Source organism: Exiguobacterium sp. GL_137 (assembly GCF_057834585.1).
Genome location: NZ_CM174406.1, coordinates 2,921,048 through 2,940,697 on the forward strand (window position 1 = coordinate 2,921,048; position 19,650 = coordinate 2,940,697).

At 45.8% G+C, this 19,650-nt stretch carries 17 protein-coding genes, 1 pseudogene and 1 riboswitch; of the genes and pseudogenes, 9 read left to right on the plus strand and 9 right to left on the minus strand.

What is annotated here, in order from left to right:
* Positions 1–25: 25 nt before the first annotated feature.
* A complete protein-coding gene (locus AC3IRK_RS15200) occupies positions 26–1,432 on the minus strand; it encodes a YfcC family protein (protein WP_131973523.1) in 1,407 nt (468 codons plus the stop codon).
* 167 nt (positions 1,433–1,599) lie between these two features.
* A complete protein-coding gene (locus tag AC3IRK_RS15205) occupies positions 1,600–1,881 on the minus strand; it encodes a putative quinol monooxygenase (RefSeq protein WP_131503551.1) in 282 nt (93 codons plus the stop codon).
* 144 nt (positions 1,882–2,025) lie between these two features.
* Between AC3IRK_RS15205 and AC3IRK_RS15210 the strand changes: the two genes are divergently transcribed.
* From AC3IRK_RS15210 to AC3IRK_RS15230, 5 genes are all read left to right on the plus strand, one after another.
* Positions 2,026–2,511, plus strand: a complete 486-nt coding sequence (locus AC3IRK_RS15210) for a cupin domain-containing protein (protein ID WP_489170189.1) — start codon at positions 2,026–2,028, stop codon at positions 2,509–2,511.
* A 95-nt stretch (positions 2,512–2,606) separates the two neighbouring features.
* On the plus strand, positions 2,607–3,497 hold the full coding sequence (locus AC3IRK_RS15215) for an aldo/keto reductase (RefSeq protein WP_489170190.1): 891 nt from the start codon (positions 2,607–2,609) through the stop codon (positions 3,495–3,497).
* Between the two features lie 13 nt (positions 3,498–3,510).
* Positions 3,511–4,443: an aldo/keto reductase gene (locus tag AC3IRK_RS15220; protein WP_489170191.1), complete on the plus strand. Its 933-nt coding sequence runs from the start codon at positions 3,511–3,513 to the stop codon at positions 4,441–4,443.
* A 105-nt stretch (positions 4,444–4,548) separates the two neighbouring features.
* A complete protein-coding gene (locus tag AC3IRK_RS15225; RefSeq protein ID WP_131973525.1) occupies positions 4,549–4,995 on the plus strand; it encodes an OsmC family protein in 447 nt (148 codons plus the stop codon).
* Between the two features lie 144 nt (positions 4,996–5,139).
* Entirely contained in the window at positions 5,140–8,298 is a 3,159-nt protein-coding gene (locus AC3IRK_RS15230; RefSeq protein ID WP_489170192.1) for a DUF3427 domain-containing protein, read from the plus strand.
* Here AC3IRK_RS15230 and AC3IRK_RS15235 read toward each other — a convergent pair.
* Positions 8,273–8,680 carry a (deoxy)nucleoside triphosphate pyrophosphohydrolase gene (locus AC3IRK_RS15235; RefSeq protein WP_131503557.1) on the minus strand — a complete coding sequence of 136 codons (408 nt, stop codon included), beginning with the start codon at positions 8,678–8,680 and terminating at the stop codon, positions 8,273–8,275. The genes AC3IRK_RS15230 and AC3IRK_RS15235 overlap by 26 nt on opposite strands.
* Before the next feature lie 340 nt (positions 8,681–9,020).
* On the opposite strand from AC3IRK_RS15235, the gene AC3IRK_RS15240 reads away from it, so the two are divergent.
* Positions 9,021–10,208: a class I SAM-dependent rRNA methyltransferase gene (locus AC3IRK_RS15240; protein WP_426354311.1), complete on the plus strand. Its 1,188-nt coding sequence runs from the start codon at positions 9,021–9,023 to the stop codon at positions 10,206–10,208.
* A 114-nt stretch (positions 10,209–10,322) separates the two neighbouring features.
* Here the strand turns inward: AC3IRK_RS15240 and AC3IRK_RS15245 are convergent, their stop codons facing one another.
* Positions 10,323–11,306: a zinc-binding dehydrogenase gene (locus tag AC3IRK_RS15245; protein ID WP_489170193.1), complete on the minus strand. Its 984-nt coding sequence runs from the start codon at positions 11,304–11,306 to the stop codon at positions 10,323–10,325.
* A 108-nt stretch (positions 11,307–11,414) separates the two neighbouring features.
* Between AC3IRK_RS15245 and pepT the strand changes: the two genes are divergently transcribed.
* Entirely contained in the window at positions 11,415–12,650 is a 1,236-nt protein-coding gene (gene pepT, locus AC3IRK_RS15250) for a peptidase T (RefSeq protein WP_426354313.1), read from the plus strand.
* 101 nt (positions 12,651–12,751) lie between these two features.
* Here pepT and AC3IRK_RS15255 read toward each other — a convergent pair whose 3' ends face one another.
* Complete coding sequence (locus AC3IRK_RS15255) at positions 12,752–13,624, minus strand: prohibitin family protein (RefSeq protein WP_012371819.1); 873 nt, start codon at positions 13,622–13,624, stop codon at positions 12,752–12,754.
* A gap of 301 nt (positions 13,625–13,925) precedes the next feature.
* Here AC3IRK_RS15255 and AC3IRK_RS15260 point away from each other — a divergent pair, with 301 nt between their 5' ends.
* Together AC3IRK_RS15260 and AC3IRK_RS15265 are read left to right on the plus strand one after the other, a co-directional pair.
* The gene (locus AC3IRK_RS15260) at positions 13,926–15,551 is read left to right on the plus strand and encodes an ABC-F family ATP-binding cassette domain-containing protein (RefSeq protein WP_026831669.1); all 1,626 of its coding nucleotides are present in this window, start codon (positions 13,926–13,928) and stop codon (positions 15,549–15,551) included.
* A gap of 178 nt (positions 15,552–15,729) precedes the next feature.
* A pseudogene (locus AC3IRK_RS15265) lies at positions 15,730–16,017 on the plus strand (NUDIX hydrolase); the annotation flags it as partial.
* A gap of 66 nt (positions 16,018–16,083) precedes the next feature.
* Here the strand turns inward: AC3IRK_RS15265 and AC3IRK_RS15270 are convergent.
* The 4 genes from AC3IRK_RS15270 to AC3IRK_RS15285 form a co-directional block, all read right to left on the minus strand.
* Complete coding sequence (locus AC3IRK_RS15270; RefSeq protein WP_489170194.1) at positions 16,084–16,542, minus strand: hypothetical protein; 459 nt, start codon at positions 16,540–16,542, stop codon at positions 16,084–16,086.
* A 102-nt stretch (positions 16,543–16,644) separates the two neighbouring features.
* Complete coding sequence (locus AC3IRK_RS15275; RefSeq protein ID WP_318091602.1) at positions 16,645–17,592, minus strand: ATP-grasp domain-containing protein; 948 nt, start codon at positions 17,590–17,592, stop codon at positions 16,645–16,647.
* Positions 17,589–18,647 carry an LLM class flavin-dependent oxidoreductase gene (locus tag AC3IRK_RS15280; protein ID WP_489170195.1) on the minus strand — a complete coding sequence of 353 codons (1,059 nt, stop codon included), beginning with the start codon at positions 18,645–18,647 and terminating at the stop codon, positions 17,589–17,591. The genes AC3IRK_RS15275 and AC3IRK_RS15280 overlap by 4 nt, the downstream gene beginning before the upstream one ends.
* 73 nt (positions 18,648–18,720) lie before the next feature.
* Positions 18,721–18,826: riboswitch (SAM riboswitch) on the minus strand.
* A gap of 118 nt (positions 18,827–18,944) precedes the next feature.
* The gene (locus AC3IRK_RS15285) at positions 18,945–19,583 is read right to left on the minus strand and encodes a DUF975 family protein (RefSeq protein WP_489170196.1); all 639 of its coding nucleotides are present in this window, start codon (positions 19,581–19,583) and stop codon (positions 18,945–18,947) included.
* Positions 19,584–19,650 lie beyond the last annotated feature (67 nt).

Here is a 19,650-nt window from a genome sequence, read left to right on the forward strand (position 1 = left end):
TTCGAACGAAAGGTTTTGAATGTACTTATTGAATTCCAAGGACGACTGCAAGCAGTAATGCACCACATGCCAGGACAATCCAAATCGCAAACAGTTTCCAGACGAATCGTAACCATTTTTCGTACGGAATACCCGCAATCGCCAAGAATGCCATCAAGTGCGCACTCGTCGGGAAAATCATATTCGTCAAACCGTCGCCGTACTGAAAGGCGAGGACTGCGACTTGCCGCTCAATTCCGAGCAAGTCGGCAAGCGGCGCCATGATTGGCATCGTCGTTGCCGCCTGACCGCTTCCGGACGGGATAAAGAAGTTCGTAATCAATTGGACGACGTACATCCCGATGACGGCAAGGGACGTCGGTAACTGACCGACGGCATTCGACAAACCGTAAATCACGGTATCGATGACCCGACCATCTTCTAAAATGACGACGATTGCCCGGGCAAAACCAACGATCAAGGCACCAAACGTAACGGCCTTGGCTCCGTCGATTAAACTTTCGAATGTCCGGTTGACACCCATCGTCACGATTCCTGCGAGCAAGCCGATAATCAGGAACGAAGCCGTCAGTTCCGTCAAATACCAGCCCCACTCAAAGATGCCGATGACGTTCAGCGTGATTCCGCCAATCAGCACAACTAAAACAAACAGATGTTTTTTCGAGAATTGAGAAAAAGTTGCTGTTGTTTCTTGTTTCCGATGTTTCTCAAGGTCATGCACGAGACTCTGTTCCGGATTTTTTTTGACTTTCTGCGCATAGTTCATGACGTAAAGAATCGTCACGACTAAAAAGACAAGATAGACCGCCGTCCGGTAACCGAGTCCGCTGAACAACGGAACTTCCGCAATCGACTGCGCGACTCCAACCGTAAACGGATTCAGCATACCTCCGGCAAATCCGACGGCGGCACCGAGACTGACGATCGCCGCTCCCGTCATCGCGTCATAACCAAGGGCACGTGCCAACATGATGCCGATTGGGACGAAGATAATGGTTTCTTCCGCCATTCCGATTGTCGCACCGGCAACGGAAAAGACGAACATCGTCATCGGGATCATGATATGCCCTTTTTGACCGAACCGATTAATCAATTGATTGATGCCGGATTCAATCGCGCCCGTTTGCCGGATGATTCCAAACACACCACCGACCAAAAAGATGTAAAAGATAATGGCGGCACCTGCCTCCATCCCTTTTGGAATGGCTTCAAACAAACCGAAGAAATTGACGGGTGCAGATTCAACTGCACGATACGTCCCATCAATGACGACCGTTTGTCCGTCCTGCTTTTCGCGGTCAAACTGACCGGCCGGTAATGTATATGTCAAGATGACTGCAATCAGTAAAATTCCCATGATAATAGCGTACGTGTGAGGCATCTTGAAGAAGGAGCGCTCCGAAGCATCTGCCTGTGGTTTTCGTTCATTCATCCATTTGCCTCCTGACATACCTTTAATTTTTTTAAGTCTCTTCAAAGATAATGCCCTATTTATGGAAAAAATAACAGTCTATTTCGTCATTTAATTTTTTTGTAATATATTAAATCAATGAGAAAAACAAAAAAACCCGACCGCAGTCAGGTTTTTCGGATGTGATTTTACGCGTTAAATGATTGAACATCAAGCGGTTTCGCAAGCGCTGTTTGTGCAAATGCCACGAACTGCCCGAAATGCGCGCTCGTGTTATGGGATTCGATTGCTGCCTGATCTTCCCATTTTTCAATCATCATGAAGACATTTTCATCTTCCGTGCTTTGGAACAGGTCATAGCTGATATTGCCCGCTTCCAAGCGTGATCCTTCAATCAACGTTTTAGTAGCTTCTAAAAACTCTTGACGTTTTGCTGGTTGTACTTCTAATTTTGCTTCAATGGCGATCATTGGAAAGCCTCCTCTAAAATTTCATTAACTCAAGTATCGTAGCACCTTCCTGCACCATTCTCCATTAAGATGCTTAAGAGATTAAAGCAGTTATATTTAGGGTAAAAAAATGTATCATTTTGACATTGGAAAGGAGTTTATTTCATGAACGTCGAGACTTTTTATTTCGATGATGATGGTGAGATTCCCAACAATCCTGATTTGCCTGTACTTATTTATCGTCATGTCTTTGACGATCCCTCTTCCATCGAAGAGACCTTTAATATGCACAACTGGCAGAACAGTTGGGTCGATGGGATTTTTGATTTCCATCATTATCATAGCGTCGCCCACGAGGTCATCGGCATTCTTGAAGGACATGCGAGCATTCAATTAGGCGGACCGCTCGGAAAAACATTTACGTTAACCACCGGCGATGTCGTCGTCCTGCCTGCCGGTACGGGCCACAGGGCTTTACACACAAGCCAGAAGTTTCAAGTCGTCGGTGCCTATCCAAAGGGCCAAGACTACGATACCTTAACCGGTGATCCGTGTGAACGACCGGATAACTTGAAGCGGATTGCTCAGGTTGAACGTCCCGAGACGGATCCCGTTTACGGACGACAAGGACCGTTACTCGAACACTGGTAATCTCGTCTGCTTTCCGTTGAATCGGAAAGCAGACGTTTTTTTCTGCTGTATCCGTGGTAAACCCTACTATTGTGTTTTCTAAAGGAGGAATAGGGATGAATGAGACAGAACGGACCGTCATACTTGCAGCACTGAAACAAAAGACCGTTACGCTTCCGGATCAGATGCATGTCCGGGCACTTGGTCAAGGAACATGGCGGATGGGAGAAGACCAAAGTAAGCGTCAGGCTGAAATCGAAGCGTTGCATGTCGGACTCGACAGTGGGATGGAATTGATCGATACAGCGGAAATGTACGGAGAAGGCGCTTCTGAAAAGCTGATTCGCGAGGTACTGAAAGAACGACGTGATGAAGTGTTCCTCGTCTCAAAAGTTTACCCGCATAATGCCGGCGGCGAAAAACTGCGTGCTGCATGCGAACAGTCTCTCAAAAATCTCGGAACGGATTATCTTGATCTCTACCTCTTGCACTGGCGCGGCAGCATTCCGCTTCAGGAGACGGTCGACGGGCTCGAGCAGTTAAAAGCAGAAGGTAAAATCCGTCGTTGGGGAGTCTCAAACTTCGACGTCTCCGATATGAAGGAACTGTTATCACTTCGTAACGGCGATCAGTGTGCCGTCAACCAGGTGCTGTATCATCTCGGTTCGCGCGGCATTGAATACGAATTGATGCCGCTGTTAAAACAGTATGGTATTCCGGTCATGGCCTACTGTCCACTCGCGGAAGGCGGCGATTTACGGGAACAACTGCTGGATCATCCGACTGTCGAACGTCTTGCAGAAGAACACGGCGTCAAACCGGCACAGATTTTACTCGCCTGGGCGATTCGCAGCGGTGATGTCATCGCGATCCCGAAAGCCGGACAGGCCCAGCATGTCGAAGAAAACGGAAAAGCAGTGCTTGTCGAGTTGACCGATGAAGAGTATACGGCACTGGATGAAGCTTTCCCGGCACCAACTAAAAAAGAACCACTCGATATCGTCTAAGGAGGAGTCACTCATGAACAAATCAGTCAAACTCGGAAAATCCAATTTAACAGTCAACCCTATCGGTCTTGGAACGAATGCCGTCGGTGGACACAACCTCTATCCGAACCTCGATGAGCAGGCCGGTCGTGATCTTGTCCGCGTCGCTTTGATGAATGGCATTAATTTCCTCGATACAGCCTATATTTATGGTCCGGAACGTTCGGAAGAATTGGTTGGTGAAGTGTGGAGTGAAACCGTGGAACGTGAAGAAGTCATTCTCGCGACAAAAGGAGCCCACCAACTGGTTGACGGAAAAGTCGTCATGAACAACTCACCCGATTTTTTAAAACAAGCGGTCGAAGACAGTCTGAAACGTTTGCGGACAGATTATATCGATCTGTATTACATTCATTTTCCAGACGAGACGACACCAAAAGACGAAGCCGTCGCAGCGCTTGCTGAGCTGAAAGCAGAAGGTAAAATCCGGGCAATCGGTGTCTCGAACTTCTCACTCGAACAATTAAAGGAAGCGAATAAAGACGGTCACGTCGACGTTTATCAAGGAGAATACAATCTCTTTAAACGCGATGCCGAAAAAGAGATTTTACCGTACATCCGCGAACACGGCATTTCATTCGTACCGTACTTCCCGCTTGCTGCCGGTCTGCTTGCCGGAAAATACGATGCCGAAACGAAATTTGATGATCTTCGGAAAAACGATCCACTGTTCCAGGAGGATGTCTTTAAAGATAATCTGGCAAAAGTCGACTTGTTGCGTCCGATTGCAGAAGCAAAAGATGCCGAAGTCGCGCATATCGTCCTCGCCTGGTATTTGGCACAGGACGGCATCGATGCCATCATTCCGGGGGCGAAACGGGCCGAACAGGTTACGGATACCATCCGGACACTCGATGTCGAATTAACGGAAGACGAAATTCGTCAAATCGATCACATCTTCAGCTGAGACCAAAACACCACGCCAGGAGGACTTGGCGTGGTGTTGCTTTGAGCAGATTAAGCGAAAATCTTCGGCAAGGTCCGTATGATAAAGAAACAGGAGGCGATTCATATGAAACATCATTTTCACCTGACAGCAGACTGGCCTGGCAACCGCAACGACGTCGGACAAATCGAAACCGGCGAATTAAAAACCAAGATTTCAATTCCGGACGCAATGGACGGTCCCGGTGTCGGTACCAATCCGGACGAGATGTTACTTGGCGCAGCAGCAACCTGTTACATCATTACACTTGCTGCCATGCTGGAACGGAACAACATTCCGAAAGTGTCACTGACGATGGAATCGGAAGGAATCGTTGACGTCACGAATGGTGTCTTCACGTATGATGCGATCATTCACCGCCCGACACTGATTCTGCCGGCAGAGACCACCGAAGCGAACTTGATAAAAGCACGCCGTCTGGCTGAAAAAGCAGAAGGATCGTGTATGATTACGCGCGCACTGGCCGGTAATGTGAAGGTTTCGTTAGAGGCGGTCGTGGAGTTGGAAGGCTGAGGATTCTTTTCGATGTATGCTGATACAGTACGACTTCATTTCTTTATTGAAATGAGGTCTTTTATTTTTGATTAGATTCTTGCTGCACAATTTTCAGTTCCTTCGTATACTGAACTTAGTTTGGAATTTATTGGAGGTCATCAGATGTCATCGTTTCAAGAAAAATTACGCAGTCAAAATACTGAATCTCATCCTTTTGAAAAAAGCTCTCCGATTCAACCGGCAGATTATACCGCCGAATTACTAACACACTTAAATGAACTCTTCTATAAATCGATTGTTGAACTTCAACACAATCAACTGACCGGGGAAATGATTGAAACCACAAACCGTTGGCTCTCTGCATTAGATGAACCGCTTTTGGCTACGCCCTTGCATCGTGAATTAATATCTTCTACTGCGACACCTGTACATTATGAAAAATCATTAAGAGCTTGGGATTTAATTGCACCGGGACAGGAAAATCAGGAAAAACTGTTACATCACTTGATTGATGAATTATCAACAGCCCAATCTGCCGACTGGATGGTCAGCTTTACACGCCATTCCGGAATTCAAACACTCGTCCCTTCATTTCAAGAAGCGGAACGGATCAATAAACCGATTCGTATCTTAACTTCATTTTATATGAACATTACGGAAGCCAAAGCATTACGTACCCTGATGCAGTTTAAAAATATCGAGATTAAAATTTACGAACCGATCAAAAAAAATCAGGCTTTCCATCCAAAAGCTTATTTATTTACGCGGGAAACTAATTTACATAGTGCGATTATCGGTTCATCCAATTTATCAAAGTCTGCTTTAACCAACGGACTGGAGTGGAATGTTCGAATTCCCCATTCTCCTCTCACGTCTTTAGTTTCTCAAGCGCAAACTCTGTTTAATAATCTCTGGAACAGTAACGAAGCCATTCCCTGCACCTCAGCAATTTTAGATCAATATGAACAACACCATTTAGACGCTCCGAAAATCAAACAGTTTATCGTCAATGACCGCGTTGCAGAGCCTCCTGTTGAATACGAAGTAATTCAGCCAAATGAGATGCAGCTTCCGGCTTTGGAACAATTACACCGTTTACGGTTAAAGCAACAAACAAAAGCCATGGTCATTGCAGCAACGGGAACAGGAAAAACTTATTTGGCTGCCTTTGATGTGAAACAGTTTGATGCCAAACGTGTTCTATTCGTTGCCCATCGTGGAAAACTGTTATCTCAAGCTGAAGAAACATTCAAAAAGATTTTCACAGATGGCGATGCTACTTTTGGTCGTTATCAAGCAAATCAAAAAGATCTTGATAAACAATTTATCTTTGCGACCATTCAAACGTTTTCAAAAGAAATTCATTTGGAACAATTCGATCCAAACACTTTTGATTACATCATCATCGATGAGTTTCACCATGCTGCTTCCGAGTCTTACCAAAAAATCCTCAACTACTTTACACCGCAATTTTTACTCGGCATTACAGCAACACCGGAACGAATGGACGGATTAAATATCTTTAAGTTAGTGGACCACAATATTGCATACGAAATTCGATTGTACGATGCATTGGCCCAAGACTTATTAACACCGTTCCATTACTTTGGTATTCAAGATGATGAAGCGATTGATTATGAAGCCATTCCACAAAAAAACGGTTTATACATTGAAAAAGATTTAGTGGAAGCACTCGAACGTTCATCTCGAACAGAGTATATTCTTGAGATGATGACTAAGTTTGGTCACAGCGGCGCAAATCAAGTCGGTCTCGGCTTTTGTGTCAATATTGATCATGCCGAATACATGGCTGCTGAGTTTAACAAGCACCAAATCGAGTCACTGGCTATCACAAGTAAACAAACGGAAGCAGAACGGGAACACGCCATTCAACGGCTGGAAGATGACCGGAATCCGCTATCGTTTATCTTTACCGTTGATCTTTTCAATGAAGGTGTCGATATCCCTAAAATCAACGTCATGCTGTTTTTACGTCCTACGGAATCGCCGACGATTTTTATCCAGCAACTCGGTCGCGGTTTGCGTAAACATGAATCTAAAGAATACGTTACGATTTTAGACTTCATCGGCAACAGCCAACGCGCTTTTGTCGCACCACTTGTCTTATCCGATCAGCAATCTTTCCATTCCATCGACCGTTATCATGTCGCCAATGCGGTTCAAAACCATTTCCCGATTTTGCCTGAAGGTTCCTTGGCGATTTTGGATCGTGTGACAGAGACCTTCATCATTGAACAAATGAAAAAAATCGAGTTCTCAGCCAGTAAACAGTTACGCGAAAGTTATCAGCGGCTTATGACAATGATCGGCGACACACCATCATTAAACGATTTGGTCACGCATCCGGACGCACCGGCAATCGAAACCATTATTCAGCAGTGGAAAAGTGTCCTGCGATTAAAACAACTGGAAAAAGTAGCGACCGATGAAGAAGTGGCTTTATTGCTTAATCCGGATACACGACGTGTTCTTCAACATATCGAAAGTTGGTTCCCGATCCGCGAACCGTTCAGCTTGTTGATGATTCAATTACTATTCAACCAACAAACCATTTCAGCTGATGATGTCATTCAATCGACAGCAATCCGTTTTGCCGTTTCAGCGGAAGCCTTAACACATCGTTTGCCTTTGATTCAGCATTTGTTTAATCGCTGGTCTACTTCTTTAAAACACGATCGGATTATTTTGCTCGTTGAATCTGCCACTAGTGAATATGCCTTCTCGGAAGAGATGACCCGGGTTTTAGCATCGTCACCAGAGTTAGTCGACTATTTGCAGGAGTTGATCCAGGCAGGCCTCCACTCATTTGAGCAACTTTCCGGAGGCGAAAACTGGTTGACTAGCTCTCAATCGCTGATTTCGAGAATGACATACAGTCGTTCTGTCATCCAACGATTATTACAATCTCCAAGCCAGGAAGGTTCATGGCGTGAAGGAGTCGCACAAGCCGGAGACGATTATGTATTATTCGTGAATTTACACAAAAATGAATCGATTGAAGATCAGTTGAATTATCAAGACTACTTTATTGATAAAGACCATTTCCACTGGCAATCGCAAAGTATCGCTACAGCAACCGGAAAATCTGGTGAACTCTACCGCCACCACGAAGCACGCGGAATCAAAATTCATCTCTTTATTCGAAAAGCTGAAAAGGAACAAGGTCGTTCTCTGCCCTTTACGTACTTCGGTGAACTGATTCACAAAAGCAGTCACGGATCAAAACCGATTAATGTGGAGTGGATTTTAAAAGAACCTCTAACAAGCGAAGAATTTATTTCGTGGAAAAAGCTTTCATGATTTTTTGAACAGCTGGAATGTCTGCCGGAGCCCAGTCTAAAGAATCTAACTGTTTGACGGGTACCCATCGTAATTCGGCATGTTCCAGTGCTTGAGGTTCACCTGATACAATCGTTGATTGAAAAGTCGATAACTCAACAATTACTTTGTCGTATTCATGTCGTGTCGTTTCGATGTGATTACCTACTTGAATCGTACAATTTAACTCTTCCTGAATTTCGCGGCGGAGAGACTCTTCCGGACGTTCACCCAGTTCGATTTTCCCGCCCGGAAACTCCCATAAGTTTGGTAATGACATGACAGGACTGCGAAGAGCACACAGAATTTCGTTTTTTGAATTAGTAACTACTGCACCTACAACGGAAATTGTCTTTTTTGACATGCTATTCATCCTCTCTTTAGTCAATCATTTATGTTTATCCTAAACTACGACTCATGAAAAAGGATCACTTCTTTCATGCGACTCCTACAGGAAAAAGCGCAGGAATCTACGCTGTCAGAGACAAATAAGACCCGATGCTCGATTCCATGGAATTGAGCATTCTGGCTTATGTCTCGCCTGAGGAAAGCGCATGGAAAAGAGGTGACTCTTTTTTTACAAAAGTTATCCACACCAACAGCTATTTGCCTCAATCATTTTTTATTCAAATTATCCACATGTGGATAACTTTCCATATGCTATACTTTCACTACTTATCCACAATTAGAAATGAGGAAATCGTGTGCCACGTGAAATTTATCCGGTTGTCGTTAAAACGACAGCCCTTGAACAAATTAAAGACGGACAACCGCTTCTGTATAAAGAACTGTTCCAAAAAACCAACCATCTTAAAGAAGCCGGTGCCTTGCTCCGGTTGACAACAGAAGATAAAGAATACCTTGCAACCGGTTATTTTGGCAAGCAGGAAAAAGGGATCGGTTGGTTACTGACGACTGATGAACTGCAAGACATCGACGAAACCTTCTTCAAAGAAAAAATCGAGGCTGCCCTCGATCGTCGAAATGATTTTTTTGAGAATGATTTAATTGATACGTTCCGTGTGTTCAACGGTTCAGGAGACGGAATCGGCGGTCTGACGATCGATTGTTTTGATCACCATTATCTGATTACGTTTGAAAACGAAGGTATCTACTCGTTTAAAGCCGATATCGTATCGGCGCTCGAATCACTTATCCATTTTAAGAGCATTTATGAAAAACGGGCTTTCCAGATTGATGGACAACCGGTCAAAGGTGACGATTTCTTAGCCGGTGAACGCGGTGATTTCCCGGAAGTCTTGCAGGAAAACGGAATCCCTCTGCTGTATCATCTCGATGCCGGCATGCGCACCGGTCTTGATATTCAGCAGCGTGAACTCCGTTCCGTCGTCAAAGAACATGCTGCAGACCGGCGTGTCCTGAATCTGTTTTCTGACACTGGTACGTTAACAGCGGCTGCCCTGCTCGGTGGTGCAACCGAGACGACAAGCGTTGATTTTTCAACACGAAGCCGTAACAAGACCATCGAACAATTGGAATTGCATCAACTCGATCCCGCAACACAGACCATTCTTGTGCAAGATGCTTTTGACTATATCGATCAAGCCGACAAAAAAACACGCTTTGATTTCGTCATCGTTCATCCGCCGATTCTTGTCAAAACACAGGCTCGTCATTTCCGGGCTGAGGTCGACTTACCCGCTTTGATTCAACAAACGATCCACATGACCCATCGTGGCGGTTTATTGCTGATCACGACAGACTGTCCTTTATTTGACCAAGCCCGCTTCATGAAGATGGTCGATCAAGCATTTAAAAAATTACGTCAAACATACGAAATCATTTGGGAAAGTACTCCTTTAGAAGACTTCCCGGAACATGCTTCTTTAAAAGAAACAGCTTCAAAATCTGTGTTGGTCCGTCGTAAATAAGCATATGATTCATGATTCTGCTGATGATTTTTTCATCAGCAGATTTTTTTTTGGGATTAAAAGGAAAAGTAAAATGAATATCGAATCATTATTCTTAGGAAAATGAGCTTCCCTTTAAAGGACACTTATCTTTCCGAAATGTGACCGCTGATCAAAGGTTTGATAGGCCGCATTCAATGCATCAAGCTGACGCGGCACCTGCTCTTCGATGACAAGATCGATGACTCCATCCGCGACGAGTTGTGCGACTTCCGCCAGATGCTGCTGTTGACGTACCATTTCTTCCTTTTTCCCTTTCAGTAATGGAAGAGCAACAAAGACGGCTTCGAGCGTCAGTGCTTTACTGTGCATCGGTGTCAAATCCTGTGTCGTCCGGGTGGCGATTGAAATAATTTTCCCGCGTTCCTTCGCAAGGATGAACGACTCCTGCAAATGATCTCCGCCGACGGTATCAACGATGACATCGAATCCATCATGACCGAGACGCGCTAATAATTGTTCGGCTGATTCATCCCGGTACCGGTGCGGACGAATACCGTGTTGTTCTAACCACGTTGCTTTCTCATCATTTGAAGCACTCGCTGTCACGTCACATCCATAATGTTTAGCCAGTTGTCCGACAAGGTGTCCGACTCCACCCGTTCCACCTGCTACATATAAGCGCATCCCCGGATGAACGGCTGCCCGTTCTTTCAGTACTTCCATCGCGGTCAAACTGATGACCGGCAGACAACCTGCTGTAGCAATGTCCAAATTCTCCGGTCTGAGTACAGCCATCTGTTCCGGAACCAACATTTGATCTGCCAGTGCTCCGGACCGGTTACCGAGTCCGCCGCCAAATGCGATGACGTGATCGCCGATAGAAAAAGACGTCACACTCTCTCCGATTTCAATGATCGTCCCCGTAACATCTCCCTGGAGAATTCCAGTTACAGGAGCTGCCGCCACATTACCAAAAAACATTTTGGTATCCAGTGGATTCAAGCTCGTTCCTTCCACGTTAATTTTCAAATCATAGTTCCCCATTTGTTCGAGTGTGACGTCTTTTTCTGTTAGTGCAGCGTCTTTTCCATACTGTTCTACCACATAGGCTTTCATAAAAAATCCCCCTTTTTTCCAAATCAGCTTATCCTGTTTCAGAATACTCTAACATTCCTACTTCGTGCTATGATGAAGCTACCTTAACTCAGAAAGGACGTTTTTTCTTTGAAACATGATTTGATTCGTCGTTTGACTACATATGCGAAAATCGATACACAGTCTGACTACGCAAGTACGACCGTTCCGACAACAGACGGGCAATGGACGCTCGCTCGTCTGCTTGTTGACGAACTGAAGGAAATTGGCATGAGTGATGTGACCGTCGATGAAAACGGATATGTCATGGCGACCCTTCCTGCCAATACCGATGCGGACATTCCGACAATCGGATTTTTAGCCCACTTGGATACGGCGACTGATTTCACGGGTACAAACGTCAATCCGCAAATCGTCGAAGGATATGATGGAGAAGACCTGGTGCTTAACCCAACCATTCCTGTCATCCTGTCACCAAAGGATTTTCCTGCACTTAAAAACTACATTGGGCATACGTTGATGACAACAGATGGCACGACATTGCTCGGCGCAGACAATAAGGCCGGAATCGCCGAAATCATGACCGCGATGCATCATCTCCTCACGCACCCTGAAATCAAACATGGCCGGATTCGTGTCGCCTTCACACCGGATGAAGAAATCGGACGTGGTCCGCATCATTTTGACGTCGCTGCTTTTGATGCGAAATTCGCTTATACGGTTGACGGTGGTCCGCTCGGTGAACTTGAATATGAAAGTTTCAACGCAGCTGCTGCCGAAATCGTCTTCCACGGAACAAACGTCCACCCAGGGACGGCGAAAGACAAGATGGTCAACTCGCAAAAACATGCGATGGCTTTTCAGAACCGGTTACCGGGTGATGAAGCACCTGAATTTACAGACGGTTTCGAAGGATTCTACCATTTGATTTCGTTTGAAGGTTCGGTCGAAAAAACAACGGCCCAGTACATCATCCGTGATTTTGACCGGACTAAGTTCGAAGCCCGGAAACACTTCCTGACGGCTTTGGTCGAAGAATGGAACAAGAAATACGGCGCAGGAAGCGTTGAAATCAAACTAAATGATCAATATTACAACATGCGTGAAAAAATCGAACCGCATATGGAAATCGTTGATATCGCTCATGCGGCGATGGAGTCACGTGGTATCACACCTATTATCAAACCAATCCGTGGCGGGACGGACGGTTCGCAACTGTCGTACATGGGACTTCCGACACCAAACATCTTTACAGGTGGCGAAAATTACCACGGAAAGTTTGAGTTCATCTCTGTCGACAATATGGTGAAGGCAACGGAAGTCGTTGTGGCAATTGCTGAACGATTTGCACAGTCAAGTAAATAAGACGGTATAACGAAAGCAGATTCTCGATGTGAGAATCTGCTTTTTTCATGGTCTATATGGTTTCTCCAGACGATAGATACGCGTTATCAAACCAAATGGATTTACTTTTCTTCTGTTGTTGTTTGCTGATCTGGAATCGGCAATTGGACCATACTGCCCGATCCGCTGACGAGTGGTGATTTCCCGTCCCACTTCTTGACGGCTTCATACTGAATCATTTCTTCCGTCAATGTTTTTTGTAATTCTTTTTGCGCTTTCGCAAGACCCTGCGCTTCAATGAGTCGGGCATCCGCTGCCCCTTTCGCTTCTACCCGCAGACGTTCTGCTTCTGCTTTCGCAATCGCAAGATCCGTCTTCTTTTTATCGAGTTCTTGTGAGGCTTTCACCCGCGCATCAATCGCTTCCTGTGTTTTCGCATCCGGTTTAGGTGCTCCGAGTGCGACGTCCTCGATGATAAATCCAATCTTTTTGACGTCTTCGGCAAACTGTGTCTGAATACTCGTCGAGACGTTTCCGGACTGTTCCCCGAATAACTCGAGAACGGTAACTTTCGAAATCTGTTCGCGTGACGCATCATAAAGACGTTGTTTTAAGTAACCGGCTGCAATCTCATCAATTTCAATCGGACCAAATTTATTAAAGACTTCCGTCACCTGGTCAGGTGAAACCGAAAAACTGTACGTAAAGTCGACGACGATATTTTTCCCGTCTTTTGTCGCCAGTGTCATATTGTCGAGTGATTTCGTCTGTGTCCGGATCGGATACTCGGTGACGCGTGTGATTGGCGAAACAATATGCCAACCTTGAGAGAGTGTCTCGTCCTGGACACCGCTTGACGGTTTATAGACGACACCGACCTGTCCCGGTTCGATTTGTTCGACGATAAATGGTGTCATCGCAAGAAGTGCGACGACAATCACACCTGCGATGATCATCGACGGCCTGATACGTTTTTTTGGTTTGATTTCTCTCATTTTGAGTCTCCTTTATCAATTTTATCCTGAATATACTTATACAGTTCAATGGCCAGCAAGACGAACAGTGCAAAAAATAATAACGTGAAAAGTGTTGCCACGCCGTCCTCCTCCTTCATGAATGTTCTAACTACTCTTACGCTTCAGATTGGAAAATGTTTCATTTTGTTTAAAAGCATGGTTGCTAAATTGCGCAATCCGGTCTAAGATGTAAAGAACTTTGTCCTTGAAACGAAGCGTATCATTTTGTGGTACACTCGTAACAGCACATCACACACTAGAAACGAGGGTTCATCTCTATATGATTACAGTACAAAACGTCGGTCTCCGCTTTGCGGACCGTAAATTATTCGAAGACGTCAACATCAAGTTCACACCGGGCAACTGCTACGGTCTCATCGGTGCAAACGGTGCCGGTAAATCAACATTCCTTAAAATTCTTGCAGGTGATATCGAAGCACAACAAGGAGACGTCATCATCACGCCTGGCGAACGCCTTGGTGTCCTTCGCCAAAACCACTATGAATATGAAGAGTTCCAAGTCATCGAAACGGTCATGATGGGTCATAAGCGCCTTTATGAAGTCATGAAAGAAAAAGATGCTATCTATATGAAAGAAAACTTCTCGGACGAAGACGGCATGCGTGCTGCCGAGCTCGAAGGTGAGTTCGCAGAAATGAACGGATGGGAAGCAGAGTCGGAAGCGGCAATGCTCTTACAAGGTCTTGGGATTAAAGAAAATCTTCATACGAAAACAATGGCTGAACTGACGGGCGGAGAGAAAGTCAAAGTCTTGCTTGCTCAAGCCTTATTCGGCAAACCAGACATTCTGTTGCTCGATGAGCCTACCAACGGTCTTGACTTGAAAGCCGTTAAATGGCTCGAAGAGTTCTTGATCGGATTTGAAAATACGGTCATCGTCATTTCCCACGACCGTCACTTCCTCAACAACGTTTGTACGCACATGGCCGATCTCGACTACGGAAAAATCCAACTTTATATCGGAAACTATGATTTCTGGTATGAGTCAAGTCAGCTCGCTTCACGTATGGCAGGCGACCAAAACAAGAAAAAAGAAGAGAAAATCAAAGAACTTCAAGCCTTCATCGCCCGTTTCAGCTCGAACGCCTCAAAAGCGAAACAAGCGACGTCCCGGAAAAAGTTACTTGATAAAATCACACTCGACGACATCCGTCCGTCTTCACGCCGTTATCCGTTCGTCGGCTTCACACCGGAACGTGAAATCGGAAATGATTTGTTGATTGTTGATGGCATTTCGAAGACAATCGATGGCGTCAAAGTACTGGATAATGTTCGTTTCTCATTAAACAAAACGGATAAAGTGGTCTTTATCAGCCAAAATGACATTGCCATCACGACACTCTTTAAAATCCTCATGGGTGAAATCGAAGCAGACAGCGGCACATTCAAGTGGGGCGTTACGACGTCACAATCGTACTTGCCAAAAGATAACTCTGCTTTCTTCGAAGGATCGGACAAAACAATCCTCGACTGGTTACGCCAGTATTCACCAGCCGATGAGAGCGACACGTTCCTCCGTGGTTTCCTCGGCCGGATGCTCTTCTCAGGCGAAGAAGTCATGAAAAAAGCGTCTGTTTTATCCGGGGGAGAGAAAGTCCGTTGTATGTTATCCAAAGCGATGCTCAGCGGCTCAAACGTTCTTGTTCTCGACGATCCGACGAATCACTTGGATCTCGAATCGATCACAGCACTCAACGATGGCTTGATCGCTTATAAAGGCGCAATGCTCTTCAGCTCACATGACCATCAGTTTGTTGAAACAATCGCAAACCGGATCATCGAATTGACACCAAACGGTATCGTCGACAAAGAAACGACGTATGATGAATACCTCAACAATGACTCTGTCCAACAACAATTATCAACGTTGTATGCAACGAACTAAGTAATGAAACGAGAGACCTGTCCTAGCGGATGAGGTCTCTTTTTTGTAGACTGCAGATATCATGCCCATCAGAGGAGGAAAAACGTTGCGCCATCGTTCCTGTGCAGCCTTAATTGAGAACGGTCGGATTTTGATGCTTCGTCTTGAGACAAACGATTGAAGTTTCTGGACATTACCCGGAGGGGGTCTCGAGGAACATGAAACCTTCGAACAAGCGGTCATTCGGGAGGTGCAAGAGGAAGTGAATCTCGCCATCCGCATCATCAAACCTCTTTACTCAGAAACTCACGCAAACGGACAAGAGATCTGCTTTTTAGTCAGACAGATCGATTCACGCGAACCGATTTTGGGATATGATCCAGAGCGCCCGGAGGGAGACCAAGTTCTGACCGGAGTGAGATGGATGCTACTTTCGGAGATGACCGCCGATCGACAAGTCGCAAAAATTTTAACAGCTTTAGGATAAGACATACTCTTTTTTGTAAAACCAAACGAAAGGCATCTGCTCCAGTCGAGTAGATGCCTTTATTGATCATGTACGCATTTGACTTGCCTCTTCTTCCACACGACGGAGTAACCCTTGCACGATTTTTTCCGTTTCCCGTTCGCCGCCAAGCGACAGCAGGCTTCGTCCGACGAAATTCGCCCCTTCGTTTTTCCCGGTATAAATCAGCTGACAACTTTTTTCGTCGAGCCGCTTCAACGTAAAGGTCATCTCGAGTTTAAAGATTTTGGCAAGCGTAAATCCAATCGTATTTTGTTTGAAATCCGGTTGATTTGTATAGGCAAGATCCGTCACGATATATGTCTCGAGGCGATTCCCCTGCATATACGTTTGCCGGTATGTCGAACCGATGACACCCGGTTTCCGTTCGATCACATCGTGCTGGACGACACCTGGAATCAGGCGTTGTAACCGATCGTGATCAAAGATATGCCAGGCTTCCTCGATTGGAACATCCAGTCTCTTTTCTTCATGCCACGTTACCATCCCAACACCTCCTTTTACTGAAAAATACCCTGATGTGTGCAGTTCTAACTTCAGACTACACACATGCAGGGTATTTGGCTTATTTTAATCGGTCCGTGATGATTATTTTACAGTCTGACGTTCAAGGGCCGCACCGAGGAACTTCGCCAGTTCGAGCATGCCGAACTTACCGGCAGCTGCTTCCGCGTCTGAATTGTAATTCGTATTCGTATTGACGTCATACGTATAGATTGTTCCATCCGCATCCTTGATGAACTCGATGCCGGCGACCGCGATCTGGTTCGCTTGCAGGAAGGCTTCATACTTTTGAATGATCGGATCATTAAATCCGTCGACGACTTTAAACTTCATCGGTGTTTGTGGGGCCTCTTCACCGACCGGGCAGAACAAGTCGTCAATGACACAGGCATCTGCCGGGCACAGTTCAAATCCTTCTGACGTGTCGACCTGGACAGCATAAACAAACTTCCCGCCGACGAACTCACAGCGCGTGATGTACGGTTCCGGTGCCTGGATATATTCTTGAATCAGTGTGATCCCGTCGACCGGTTCATCAAACGTTGGTCCATCAAGATATGTCTCAAGTGCTTCGATCGAATGGAACAACTGAACGCCGAGTCCTTTTCCGGCACGGTTGTGTTTCGTGATAAACGAGGACACGCCGATGTTTTTCGCCGCTTCGACGATTTGATCACGCCCGACGGCAGCTGTCGTTTTCGGAACCCGGATACCGGCTTTTCGAAGGGCCGTATACTGATTGATTTTACTCACTTCAAGACGTAAGGCACGGGTTCCGTTAAAGACAGTCCGGTCGTGTTCCTCTAGCCACGCGAGTACCCCTTCCGTCAGTTCCGGGGCGTAGCGGTGCCCGCGCGTATGCGACGATGCACTCATCCGGCTGTAGAAGACGCCTTCTGGCGGGACTTCATCAAGCGGGACCTGTCCTTCATCGAGATGCCACTGTTCATACGGCAACTCCAGTTCCTCGAGTCGTTTAATTAAATGGTCCGTCCATTCCTGGTTTTCGTGTAAGATATGAATTTTTGTCATTTGATTTGACCTACCTTTCGTTTTTCTTCGACAAGCGGCATGACGTCGCGCGCGAAGCGTTCCATTTCTTCCAGTTGTGGTGAAAATTGAAGTAATAATAAGGAGACACCCACCTGCTCAAACGCAAGAATCCGTTCCGCAATCTGTTCCGGTGTTCCAATCAAATCAGGACGGAGTCCGCGGTTCGAGACCGAATAATCGTTCCGTTTTACCTGCTGTTCGAGTTGTGATTTGCTGACGAAGTCGTCGTACCCGGCGTATCCGGCACTGTCTTCCTTGACGTCCGTAATTCGTTGCCATTCTTGAATAGCCTCTTCTTCCGTATCGCGGCAGATGATATAAGCAGCCAATCCAAAACTTTCAAGCGGCGGTTGCCCTGTCGCTTGTCGGCGCGCCTTCATATCCTCAATCTTAACGGACACTTCTTCCACTGTTCCGCCGTGCATGACATAAGCGTCACAATGATTGACGATGGTTTGTTTGCCGGCTTCACTTTCCCCGCCTGCGTACAACTTGATGCCCGGTCGTTGAACCGGCTTCGGATGCAGTTGCGTCTTCTCGAGCGTATAGTAGTTCCCGTCGAAGCTGTACGGCGAAGCATCTGCCCATAATCCTTTCATGATCGTGACAAACTCTTCCGTCCGCGCGTAGCGTTCGTCGTGAGCTGTGAAGATCCCGTTGTATTGCCGCGCTTCTTCTTCCCACCAGGCAGAGACGACGTTTAACGTAAAGCGCCCGTTGCTAAGTTGATCGATGTTTGCTGCCATCTTCGCGGTCGTCGCCGGATTATGGAACCCCGGACGGACCGCTGTCATGATTTCCAGTCGTTCCGTCGTCGCGGCAATCGCCGCTGCCGTCGTCCAGGCTTCAAGACTTGGTGCTTCAAGTCCTTTGATGTCATTTAAGTTCAATTCCGCAATCAAGGTCGTTGAAAACCCGATTTGTTCAGCCGTTTGTGCGACCTGTTTCGCATAATCGAATGTCGCCGGCATCTGTTCGTCTTCGACATTCCGTAACCATCCGCCAAAAATCGGTAACCAAAATCCATACTCCATCCGTCATATCCCCCTTGTAAAAAAAAGTCGCTCTTCTCGAAAATCGAAAAGAGCGACGGATTAATCATGTCTGCTCTTATCTGTAAAGGAAAAGATTCCTTTAGGAAGTAGCACCTTCCGCTGCTAGCGGGGTTGCTGAAGTGTCTTCGGGCCAGTCCCTCGACTTCTCTTGATAAGAATTATTGGAATTATCGTACACTTTTTAGCAGAGTAAAGCAACCATTAAACCTTGTTTTCCAATCGGAATTAATAACAGTATTAAAAAAGGACGAGAGCCGGGCTCTCATCCTCATTGTCTTAATATGGGGCAACAAATGTCGATTGTTCGATGGGTGCTTCTTCGCCGCGGATCCGGTCATAGAATTTTGCAAGCGTGACGCTGAAGTATGGGCCAACCCATAGGAAAGCGATTCCGATGGTAATCAATCCGAGCAGGAACCAACCAATGAATGAGAGGACGAGCATGAACGCTTCCATCTTATGTCCGTCCATCATTTGGCGCGAACGTGTAATCGCATCCAAAATGCCGATTGAAGGTTCATCTCGTAAAATATAAAACGTCATTAGATACGAAAATGACTTGATGATACCCGGGATGATAAATAGTAAGAACCATAAACCAAGGAAAATACTTTGGACAATCGAAAGACCGACCGCCTTTAAGAAAATTTTGTATGGCTCAAATAAATCAACGATTTTTGCCTGTTCTTTTCGAGCGACAGACATCGCAAGCCATGTCCAACCGATCGCAAGTGGAAGCAAGAGAATGTTCAGTAAAAAACCGATGAAATCAATCGCTTGAATATCTTCATTCGCATCAGAAGAAAACATCGTTGGAATACTTTGAATGATGAGAAACAGTAAAAACATAAGTGCCATGAAGACCCAGCGACCACTGAGCGCTTCACGGGCGGATAATTTTAATTCTTTAATCATGGAGATCCTCCTCAAAATAAGTTCTATCCTTATTTACGGCTCATGAAGAGAGGAGTTTCATCTTTTT

What these genes read in the sequence shown, in the direction of transcription:
- AC3IRK_RS15200 (WP_131973523.1), bottom strand. Translation starts at nt 1,432, where the DNA reads ATGAATGAACGAAAACCACAGGCAGATGCTTCGGAGCGCTCCTTCTTC.
- AC3IRK_RS15205 (WP_131503551.1), bottom strand. Translation starts at nt 1,881, where the DNA reads ATGATCGCCATTGAAGCAAAATTAGAAGTACAACCAGCAAAACGTCAA.
- AC3IRK_RS15275 (WP_318091602.1), bottom strand. Translation starts at nt 17,592, where the DNA reads ATGACAAAAATTCATATCTTACACGAAAACCAGGAATGGACGGACCAT.
- AC3IRK_RS15230 (WP_489170192.1), top strand. Translation starts at nt 5,140, where the DNA reads ATGTCATCGTTTCAAGAAAAATTACGCAGTCAAAATACTGAATCTCAT.
- AC3IRK_RS15255 (WP_012371819.1), bottom strand. Translation starts at nt 13,624, where the DNA reads ATGAGAGAAATCAAACCAAAAAAACGTATCAGGCCGTCGATGATCATC.
- AC3IRK_RS15270 (WP_489170194.1), bottom strand. Translation starts at nt 16,542, where the DNA reads ATGGTAACGTGGCATGAAGAAAAGAGACTGGATGTTCCAATCGAGGAA.
- AC3IRK_RS15285 (WP_489170196.1), bottom strand. Translation starts at nt 19,583, where the DNA reads ATGATTAAAGAATTAAAATTATCCGCCCGTGAAGCGCTCAGTGGTCGC.
- AC3IRK_RS15260 (WP_026831669.1), top strand. Translation starts at nt 13,926, where the DNA reads ATGATTACAGTACAAAACGTCGGTCTCCGCTTTGCGGACCGTAAATTA.
- AC3IRK_RS15225 (WP_131973525.1), top strand. Translation starts at nt 4,549, where the DNA reads ATGAAACATCATTTTCACCTGACAGCAGACTGGCCTGGCAACCGCAAC.
- AC3IRK_RS15235 (WP_131503557.1), bottom strand. Translation starts at nt 8,680, where the DNA reads ATGTCAAAAAAGACAATTTCCGTTGTAGGTGCAGTAGTTACTAATTCA.
- AC3IRK_RS15215 (WP_489170190.1), top strand. Translation starts at nt 2,607, where the DNA reads ATGAATGAGACAGAACGGACCGTCATACTTGCAGCACTGAAACAAAAG.
- AC3IRK_RS15210 (WP_489170189.1), top strand. Translation starts at nt 2,026, where the DNA reads ATGAACGTCGAGACTTTTTATTTCGATGATGATGGTGAGATTCCCAAC.
- AC3IRK_RS15220 (WP_489170191.1), top strand. Translation starts at nt 3,511, where the DNA reads ATGAACAAATCAGTCAAACTCGGAAAATCCAATTTAACAGTCAACCCT.
- AC3IRK_RS15280 (WP_489170195.1), bottom strand. Translation starts at nt 18,647, where the DNA reads ATGGAGTATGGATTTTGGTTACCGATTTTTGGCGGATGGTTACGGAAT.
- AC3IRK_RS15245 (WP_489170193.1), bottom strand. Translation starts at nt 11,306, where the DNA reads ATGAAAGCCTATGTGGTAGAACAGTATGGAAAAGACGCTGCACTAACA.